At 45.8% G+C, this 8,593-nt stretch carries 10 protein-coding genes; 9 read left to right on the plus strand and 1 reads right to left on the minus strand.

Annotation, left to right across the window (positions count from 1 at the left end; genetic code table 11):
* Positions 1 to 10: 10 nt before the first annotated feature.
* The 8 genes from gatB (at position 11) to ICC18_RS29775 (ending at position 6,788) form a co-directional block, all read left to right on the plus strand.
* The gene (gatB, locus tag ICC18_RS29740; RefSeq protein ID WP_223192985.1) at positions 11 to 1,459 is read left to right on the plus strand and encodes an Asp-tRNA(Asn)/Glu-tRNA(Gln) amidotransferase subunit GatB; all 1,449 of its coding nucleotides are present in this window, start codon (positions 11 to 13) and stop codon (positions 1,457 to 1,459) included.
* A 66-nt stretch (positions 1,460 to 1,525) separates the two neighbouring features.
* Positions 1,526 to 2,017: a GNAT family N-acetyltransferase gene (locus ICC18_RS29745; protein ID WP_223192986.1), complete on the plus strand. Its 492-nt coding sequence runs from the start codon at positions 1,526 to 1,528 to the stop codon at positions 2,015 to 2,017.
* A 66-nt stretch (positions 2,018 to 2,083) separates the two neighbouring features.
* Positions 2,084 to 2,794, plus strand: a complete 711-nt coding sequence (locus ICC18_RS29750; RefSeq protein ID WP_188178050.1) for an MgtC/SapB family protein — start codon at positions 2,084 to 2,086, stop codon at positions 2,792 to 2,794.
* 66 nt (positions 2,795 to 2,860) lie between these two features.
* Positions 2,861 to 3,463, plus strand: coding sequence for an RNA polymerase sigma factor (locus ICC18_RS29755; RefSeq protein WP_188178051.1), 603 nt, complete (start codon positions 2,861 to 2,863; stop codon positions 3,461 to 3,463).
* Positions 3,414 to 3,728 (plus strand): hypothetical protein, encoded by a 315-nt coding sequence (locus ICC18_RS29760; RefSeq protein ID WP_188178052.1) that lies wholly within the window; start codon positions 3,414 to 3,416, stop codon positions 3,726 to 3,728. Before ICC18_RS29755 ends, ICC18_RS29760 begins: the two co-directional genes overlap by 50 nt.
* Before the next feature lie 32 nt (positions 3,729 to 3,760).
* Positions 3,761 to 4,402 carry a DUF6677 family protein gene (locus tag ICC18_RS29765; RefSeq protein ID WP_312029626.1) on the plus strand — a complete coding sequence of 214 codons (642 nt, stop codon included), beginning with the start codon at positions 3,761 to 3,763 and terminating at the stop codon, positions 4,400 to 4,402.
* A gap of 95 nt (positions 4,403 to 4,497) precedes the next feature.
* Positions 4,498 to 4,932: a peroxide-responsive transcriptional repressor PerR gene (gene perR, locus ICC18_RS29770; protein ID WP_188178054.1), complete on the plus strand. Its 435-nt coding sequence runs from the start codon at positions 4,498 to 4,500 to the stop codon at positions 4,930 to 4,932.
* A 131-nt stretch (positions 4,933 to 5,063) separates the two neighbouring features.
* Positions 5,064 to 6,788, plus strand: coding sequence for a glycosyl hydrolase family 18 protein (locus tag ICC18_RS29775; RefSeq protein ID WP_188178062.1), 1,725 nt, complete (start codon positions 5,064 to 5,066; stop codon positions 6,786 to 6,788).
* 47 nt (positions 6,789 to 6,835) lie between these two features.
* Here the strand turns inward: ICC18_RS29775 and ICC18_RS29780 are convergent, their stop codons facing one another.
* A complete protein-coding gene (locus ICC18_RS29780; protein WP_188178055.1) occupies positions 6,836 to 7,240 on the minus strand; it encodes a DUF2614 family zinc ribbon-containing protein in 405 nt (134 codons plus the stop codon).
* Positions 7,241 to 7,383: 143 nt separating this feature from the next.
* Between ICC18_RS29780 and ICC18_RS29785 the strand changes: the two genes are divergently transcribed.
* A complete protein-coding gene (locus ICC18_RS29785; protein ID WP_188178056.1) occupies positions 7,384 to 8,256 on the plus strand; it encodes a nucleotidyltransferase-like protein in 873 nt (290 codons plus the stop codon).
* Positions 8,257 to 8,593: the final 337 nt, after the last annotated feature.

The following is an 8,593-nucleotide window of genomic DNA, read 5'->3' on the forward strand; positions in this document are numbered from 1 at the left end:
GGCTTTCATTTTGACGGCAACGGAAACCCAATTTGAAACGGTAGTCGGACTGGAAGTTCACGTGGAACTCCATACCGCTTCCAAAATATTTTGCAGCTGCGCGACTTCATTCGGAGCCCCTCCGAATACAAATACATGTCCGGTGTGCCTCGGCCACCCGGGCGTACTGCCGGTGCTGAACCGTCAAGCGGTGGAATACGCGATGAAGGCGGCCATGGCGCTGAACTGTACGATTGCGACCCACAGTAAATTTGACCGCAAAAATTACTTTTACCCGGATTCGCCGGACGCGTACCAAATTTCGCAATATGATCAGCCGATCGGCCAGAACGGATGGATCGATATCGAAGTAAATGGCGTGAGCAAGCGAATCGGCATCACGCGCGTTCACCTGGAGGAAGATGCGGGTAAGCTAACGCATGTTGATGGCGGTTATGCTTCCCTTGTCGATTTGAACCGGGCGGGAACGCCGCTGATCGAGATCGTATCCGAGCCTGATCTGCGTTCTCCTGAAGAAGCGCGAGTTTACCTGGAGAAGCTAAGAGCGATCATGCTGTATTGCGACGTTTCCGACGTGAAAATGGAAGAAGGATCTCTGCGCTGCGACGCGAATATCAGCTTGCGTCCGTTTGGACAAGAAAAGTTCGGCACCAGAGCCGAACTGAAGAATATGAACTCGTTCCGCGGGGTCCAAAGAGGACTCGAGTATGAGGAGTACCGTCAAGCGGAGATCCTTCGCGACGGCGGCGAAGTCGAACAGGAGACACGCCGCTGGGATGATGCGCAAGGCAAAACCTTGACGATGCGCGGTAAAGAGGAAGCGCACGACTACCGCTACTTCCCGGATCCGGACCTCGTCAGTTTATATATCGACGATGCATGGAAGGCAAACGTCAAAGCAACCATCCCTGAGCTGCCCGATGCGCGCAAGGCCAGATACGCCAGCGAGTACGGATTGCCAGGCTATGATGCCGAAGTCATCACCGCTTCCATGAAGCTGGCGGATTTCTTCGAAGAGAGCCTGCAGTATACGAAAGACGCCAAAGCCGTGTCGAACTGGATTATGGGCGAATTGCTAGGCTATCTCAATGCGGGTAACCTTGAGCTTCAAGATGTGAAGATCACGGGGAAAGGTCTAGGTGAAATGATCGGTTTGATCGAGAAAGGCACGATCTCCAGTAAAATCGCCAAAACCGTCTTCAAGGAACTGATCGAAACCGGCAAGGATCCTCAGAAGATCGTGGAAGAGCAAGGGCTTGTGCAAATTAGCGACGAAGGCGCTATTAAGGCGATCGTCGAGCAAGTCGTGTCAAACAGCCCACAATCCGTAGCGGATTTCAAGGCAGGTAAAGAAAAAGCCGTAGGCTTCCTGGTCGGGCAAGTGATGAAAGAAACCAAAGGCAAAGCGAATCCGGGACTTGTCAACAAATTAATTGTGGAGTGCCTGAACAGCAAATGATACTCTATAAAGTGGTGATCCTAATATTGGACACCACTTTTTCACATTTACAAAGGGGGATCCGTCTTGACTATTCGACCGCTTTCTCTTCAAACCAATGATGAAATTTTAATACTGCTCTCCTTGCAAATCGCATCTTACCGCGTGGAGGCTGAACTTATCGGTTTCGACGACATCCCGCCATTGAAGGACGGTATTGCCTCGATACGCGAAGCGGATGAAACCTTTTACGGCTATTATGTTGAAGAAGAAGGATCTAATATTCTTGCTGGTGCGATATCCTTTTCTCTTGAAGGAACGATTGTGACGATCTGCCGGATGATGGTGCATCCGAAATATTTCCGACGCGGCATTGCCCGCTCATTACTTCAATATATACTTAAAGAGCAGCAGCAAAGCGGTGCTTCCCGATTCATTGTATCTACCGGTACGGCTAATGCTCCTGCAATCCAATTGTATGAAAGCTTCGGCTTCGTGCAGCGCAGGGTGTTTACCGTTCCCCCTGGCGTCAGCCTAACTACTTTCGAGAGGCCCGCACAGCTCTTATCTCCTGAATGAGCCAGGTTCATATCCATACCTAGCGCGATACAATATCTCATCACCGCATGTAAGGGAGCGATTTCATTGACGAATCCTTGGATCATTGATCATCTGCATGTAACGATACGCTTGCTTTTAGCGCTTCTATTAGGGGGATTAATTGGATTCGAAAGGGAAATGAGCAGTCATGCCGCGGGGCTTCGCACACACATTTTGGTCTGTGTAGGCTCAGCTCTAATTATGTTGCTTTCCATGTACGGGTTTAGTGCTTTTGTAAATGAAGTGAACGTACGGATCGATCCGTCTCGTTTGGCAGCGCAAGTCATCAGCGGAATCGGCTTCTTGGGTGCCGGCACGATCATGTTTAATGGCAGATCCATTACAGGTCTTACGACGGCAGCTTCGCTTTGGGTCGTGGCCGGCATTGGCCTCGCCGTAGGAGCTGGCTTTTATTATCCGGCGGTTCTTGCCTGCTTCATGGTTCTAATCTCCCTTTGGATTCTTAACAAAGTTGAACTTAAATATTTTAGCGGGAAAAAAGTTCGGATCATCAACATCCAAGCCATCGATCAACCCGGTACTCTAGGTCTCATAACGACCCTATTAGGCAAGATGAATGTGGATATTCGCAAAATTGCCATGGAGGAGCAGACGGGTAGCAGTGAGGTTGGGGCAGGGTATATCCGCATTACGTTTTATGTAACGGTACCGAAGCCCGCCATTATTGTCCCTATCCTTGAAGAGATCAGCAAATTATCCGGTGTCGTTGGGGTAACCATTGAAAAAAATATCTAAGTTTGAAGGGGTATTCTTGCAGGCGGCGTCTAAACTTAAGAACAAGTAGAAAGGGGGAAGTCAGGCATGGACAATTTGACGGATGAGCAGCTGATCGATCGGATCCGTCAAGGTCATTCTGAGGCCTATCGCGTTTTGGTGGAACGACACAAAGGTTACATTTATACGATCGTATACCGAATGGTAGCGCATAAAGAAACTGCCGAGGACTTAACCCAAGAGGTGTTCGTGAAGTTGTTTCGCTCGCTCACGTACTTTCGAGGAGATGCCAAGTTTACGACTTGGCTGTACCGGTTAGCGACGAATCTCGTTACGGACTATCGCCGTTCCCAGAAGCGTAAACCTTACGTAGCCCTGCTCGACAAAATGAAAGGCTGGCTGACAGATGCCACAGAGCAGCCCGAGGAAATCGCCTTGCTAAAGGATGATCAGCAGCGCATACAAGCTTTGCTTTCGGAGCTGCCGGATAAGTATAGATTGATCATGTATTTGTTTCATTATAAGCAGCTTTCGTATCAAGAAATGTCCGAGGTAACCGGATTGCCCGTCAAAACTCTAGAAACAAGATTATATCGGGGCAAAGCGATGCTTAAGGAAAAATGGTTGGAGGTGAATCCGCATGAGACTGAATCATCCAGACGAAGCCCGGCTCACGCAATCCCTAAATAAGCTTTTAGATGAAATGCCGCTGATGGAGCCGTCATCCACAATAACAGATCGTATCATGCGCTCCGTTCTGGAACAGGAATCCAATCCAAGCCTTACTGGAAAAAAGCCGCGTTTGAGAAGTGAGGTCGTCAACAGTTTCATCGCTTCCGCTGCAACCATTCTTTTGATCCAGTCGGGTATCGTAAACAAAATCTTGAACATCGATACAGGAATCAATCAGCTAACAGCGTACATTCAGCAATTCTCCCAGTTTTTACAATCCTAAAATATACACAGATTGGAGGCATCTTCTTGAACATGCCCAATGACAACCACCGCCACCGCATACCTGAGTTTCCCGCTCAAGATGATCTGCTGCAAGACCCTTTCTCACGAGCTTCCTCTCATAGTTACGGGAATATGCCGCCTTATGCACCTTACTTTCAAGTTCCCAAAAAGCGCAAATTCGTTGCAGGCCTGCTTTCTTTTCTCATGCCAGGAACCGGTCATTTCTACCTTGGGCTTATGCAGCGCGGCTTGTTCATCATGATGCTGCTCATACTCGATATATTCACCATCACTACATTGGCTTCCCAAGAAACTGATGCTAATGTTCCAATGATAACGCTTTTCGCTTTGTTTATACCGGTCATCTATTTTTACAACATCTTCGATGCTCTACAGGCTACGGACAATGTCAACCGCCGTAATGAATTAGGAGACTTCGCAAATGGCGCTGCAGGCAGCTTCATGCAGGATCCGTTGCAAAAGCTGTTTCGCGGCACCAACCTCGGTGTTATGCTTATCACCATTGGCACATTGTTCTTCCTGTTAAGTTCCAAACCTCGCTGGTTCACAGGACTCTTTGATCTTATGGGCTCCTACATCGGGTCCGTCGTACTCATCGTCGCAGGTCTAGCTATGTTTTTATTAGAATCGCGCAAAAACAAATCGGAATAACATTCTGTCTAAGGCTGCCATCATTGACAAAAGTCGATTATCGAACGTACAATATGATGTAAAGCATTATCGACTAACATCAGGTGGTGAGTATCATGACAGTACATTTAGAACAGGCGCTAGCCAAGTTAAAAACAACCGGTGTTCGGATGACCCCTCAGCGGCATGCCATTCTATCCTTTTTGCTGGATTCCATGACTCATCCGACCGCAGATGACATTTATAAATCGCTTGAATCGAAGTTTCCTAACATGAGCGTAGCAACAGTGTATAACAATCTCAAAGTATTTATAGAAGCTGGGCTTGTTCGCGAGCTCACTTATGGAGATAGCTCAAGCCGGTTTGATGCGGATATGACCGATCACTATCACGCACTTTGTGAAGTATGCGGCAAAATCACGGATTTTGAATACCCGCCTCTTCACGACGTCGAACAAACAGCCGCTCATCAGACTGGCTTTAAAGTTCGTGGTCATCGATTAGAGGTTTATGGCGTTTGCGCGGATTGTACGGGGATTACCAAGCATTAACTTTAGCAGAATTCCTCATTGCCTACATCTATGTAGTATAATGAAACGTGTTCGGACCTTCTTGAATAGAGAGGGAAAGAGCACGTTTTTTCTTTTGCATTCTCCAAAAAGGAAGTGAAGATTTGCATCCAATGCCGACAGAGCACCAACCGCGTCGTAGAAAGTCGCTCAAAAGATTACTGATCTTATTTATTATTATTTTAATAGGCTTGTTTTCAGGATTGGCATTTTTCCTTTGGCAGCACTTTGCACCGAACAGATTACATGTAGAAACGGATTATCATGAACTGAAGAAACCTGTGTTTTACCATGGTGATTATTTCAGGGCAAGTGCAATCGGTGAAAAAGAAAGCCTTAAGCTTCCGCTTGAACTTATTCAAGAATGGATTGATCCATCCATCCTATATGAAAAAGCAAGCGATTCCGTCATCATTACAACTCAAGATAAGGTTCTACGTTTTAAGACAGCGGAGCTATCTGCTCTTATGAACGAGAAGCCAATCAACTTATCATTTCCTGTAGAGAAAAAAGATAATGTAATTTATGTTCCCATTGAGCCCTTAAAGCAATTATACCCATATGATATTCGAGAGTCGGAAAAATCCGGAGCTATCATTATACACAAGCAAGGTGACACGCTAAAGTGGGGAAAACAGATGAACGCCGATGGTGCTCAAGTCCGAACTGAAGCGACGATTAAAGCGCCTATAGTTGCTTCGCTTGCTCTGAACGAGCAAGTAATGATTCTAAGCGAAGAAGCGGAATGGTATAAGGTACAGATGGAAAGCGGTCCTATCGGCTACGTGCGCAAGGCTGACATCGCTCAGGATCATGAGGAAACCATTCCTGTTCAAGATGAGATATCTGCTTATGTGCCATGGAAGCCACCCGGCGGCAAGCTTAACATGACTTGGGAACATGTGATTACCAAGAATCCGGATACGTCCAAAATTGGCGATATGCCTGGTTTGCATGTCATCAGTCCAACATGGTTTTCCTTATCTGACGGAGAAGGCCGCGTAAAGAACTTAGCTGATGCAGCTTATGTCAAGTGGGCACAAGACAGGGGGTACCAGGTTTGGCCGATCATTAGCAATGGCTTCGAGCCGGATCGTACCTCACAGGCATTGTCGACCTATGATCGTCGTATAGAAATCATTAAGCAGCTTCTTGGCTTTGCTCAAACCTACAAACTGCAAGGCTTTAACATCGATTTTGAAAACGTGTACCTCAAAGATAAAGAAAACCTCGTCCAATTCGTTCGCGAAATGACGCCGTTTATGCATGCTCAGGGGCTTGCCGTATCAATTGACGTAACTCCGAAATCGACAAACGAAATGTGGTCGATGTTCTACGATAGACCCGCTCTTGCTAAAGTCGTGGACTACATGATGGTAATGGCCTACGATGAATATTGGGCTTCAAGTCCTAAATCAGGTTCTGTCTCTTCGCTGGCTTGGACAGAGAAATCAGTCACCCAGTTGCTTAATGTAGATAAGATTCCACCTAATAAGCTTGTCCTTGGGGTACCATTCTATACGCGCCAATGGACAGAAGAAGTGAAGGGCGGGAAGACAACCGTAAGCTCGAAAACATTAACCATGGAAGCTGCCCAAAAGATAATCAAAGACAAAAAACTGAAACCAGCATTCTCCCCGGAAGCCGGACAGAACTACGTCGAATACAAAGAGGGCGAGAAGCTTATGCGCATATGGCTGGAAGACGAGACGTCCATGAAATCGAGAATCGAGCTTGTTAATAAATATGATCTGGCTGGCGTCGCTTCCTGGAGAAGAGGATTCGAGCAGCCGAACATTTGGAAAGTCATTCAAGATACGTTAGAAAAAAATAACTAAAAGAACGAAAAGCCGATCTGCGATGGATCGGCTTTTTTCGTTCTTGCTCAATGAGGCTTATGTTCATGGTCTCTGTTCGGTTCAAGCTGGTGAGTATGAGCGGCGGGATTCTCGCTCTCATCTGCTGGTTTATATTGCGGGTCAACCGTCAAGATCGTTTTACAGAACATGCAGCGGTCGGTTTTACCTAACATTTTTGTTCTTCGGCCGCACTCCGGACAATCGAGTACAGTGGCTGTTGTCGACAGCATGCCTGCCCAGAAGTAAATACCCATACTGATCATCATGCTGATCATACCAATAATCATAAAGATAACAGCCATAATTCTTCCGGCCTTACCCCAATCAAACACGATACCGGCAAGTCCAATGATCATAAGAAGCATACCGCCCATCGTCATCGCCAGACCCCATAAGCGGAATTCATTTACTTTACTTGATTTCAAACGCATTTGATTTGTTCCTCCCTAAGCGATCTAGTAGGTTTTTGTATGATTTGTCACAGAAATCAGTGAAAATCAGCAGGAAACTCTCTCTACCATGTAGAAATATAAAATAATGAATAAACAATTCAAGACAGGAGCTTCTGATACCCATGGGAATCGATAAAGAGCAGGTTTTGCTTAAGTTCCGGAATGACCAAAAAGTTATCAGTGTCATGGCGGTTGAAAATCCAAGGCAGCTTCCCGCGCTGACAGACGGTTTCGATACACTGCTTCTTATCATTACGAACGACCTGAGCCTGAACAATCATGCTACTAATTATATAAGAGACGATTCTAGGATACAAGAAAGATGGATTGACCCGTCATCGCTTGAGCAATGGATTCGCCATGGAGTTAATCGGAATATCATTCACTGGTTGCTAAAAGGGGAGATACTTCTGGATCATAACACATACTTGGAAGGACTTCGCCACAGAATGCTTGAATTTCCAGTTGATCTAAGGGAACACAAGCTTCTTGTTGAGTTCTCCCTGTTTCTTCGCAAATATTCACAAAGTAAAGAATACATTCTTGATGAACATTTACTAGATGCATACAACAACATATTAGAAGCACTGCACCACTGGGCCCGTATCGTCATCATTGAAGACGGATACCATCCTGAAATTACAGTTTGGAGGCAAATCCGCGCTATCAATCCGGGTGTCTATAAACTCTACGAAGAACTGACGACGAGTAAAGAAACGTTAAAGCAAAGAGTCCAACTCGTTCTTCTTGCGTGTGAATTCTCGGTTATGTCCAAAATGGAACGATGCTGCGAGGCGCTCATTCAACTATTGGCTGAAAGTGATCATCCTTTGAGTTCCGATGAACTGCAGCAGCATCCTCAATTAGTAGAAGTGAGAGTGGATCTACCGCTTTTACTGAATAAGCTAGTGAAAAAAGGCTTGATCAAAGAAATTGCGGTTCCTATCGATGAGGAATTTTCTGAACTAGAGCTGCAATATACACCACTACAATGATGCAACCCCTTCAAGAATTGGACTTTGTTCCGATTCTTTTTTTCTGCTTGACTTTGTTGCGGATTCTATGATAAATTAACTTTCGCCGCTAAAAACGGTTCACTTTCGAACACGGTCATCTGTGAGACAAGCAAGAAAAGATTCGAAAAAAAAGCTTGCATTGATTAGCTCGAATGTGATATATTATAAAAGTCGCCGCTAAACGGACGACGAGGAAAACGAAAGAAATTGTTCTTTGAAAACTGAACAACGAGTGAAGAAGCACGGTCACGCAAGTGACCACAATTAAGAGATTGCAAAATCTCGTCAGCTTTGAAATTGAGCTATTCAGCTTAAC

Origin of the sequence: Paenibacillus sedimenti, assembly GCF_014534655.1 — a bacterium.
Taxonomy (GTDB): domain Bacteria; phylum Bacillota; class Bacilli; order Paenibacillales; family NBRC-103111; genus Paenibacillus_E; species Paenibacillus_E sedimenti.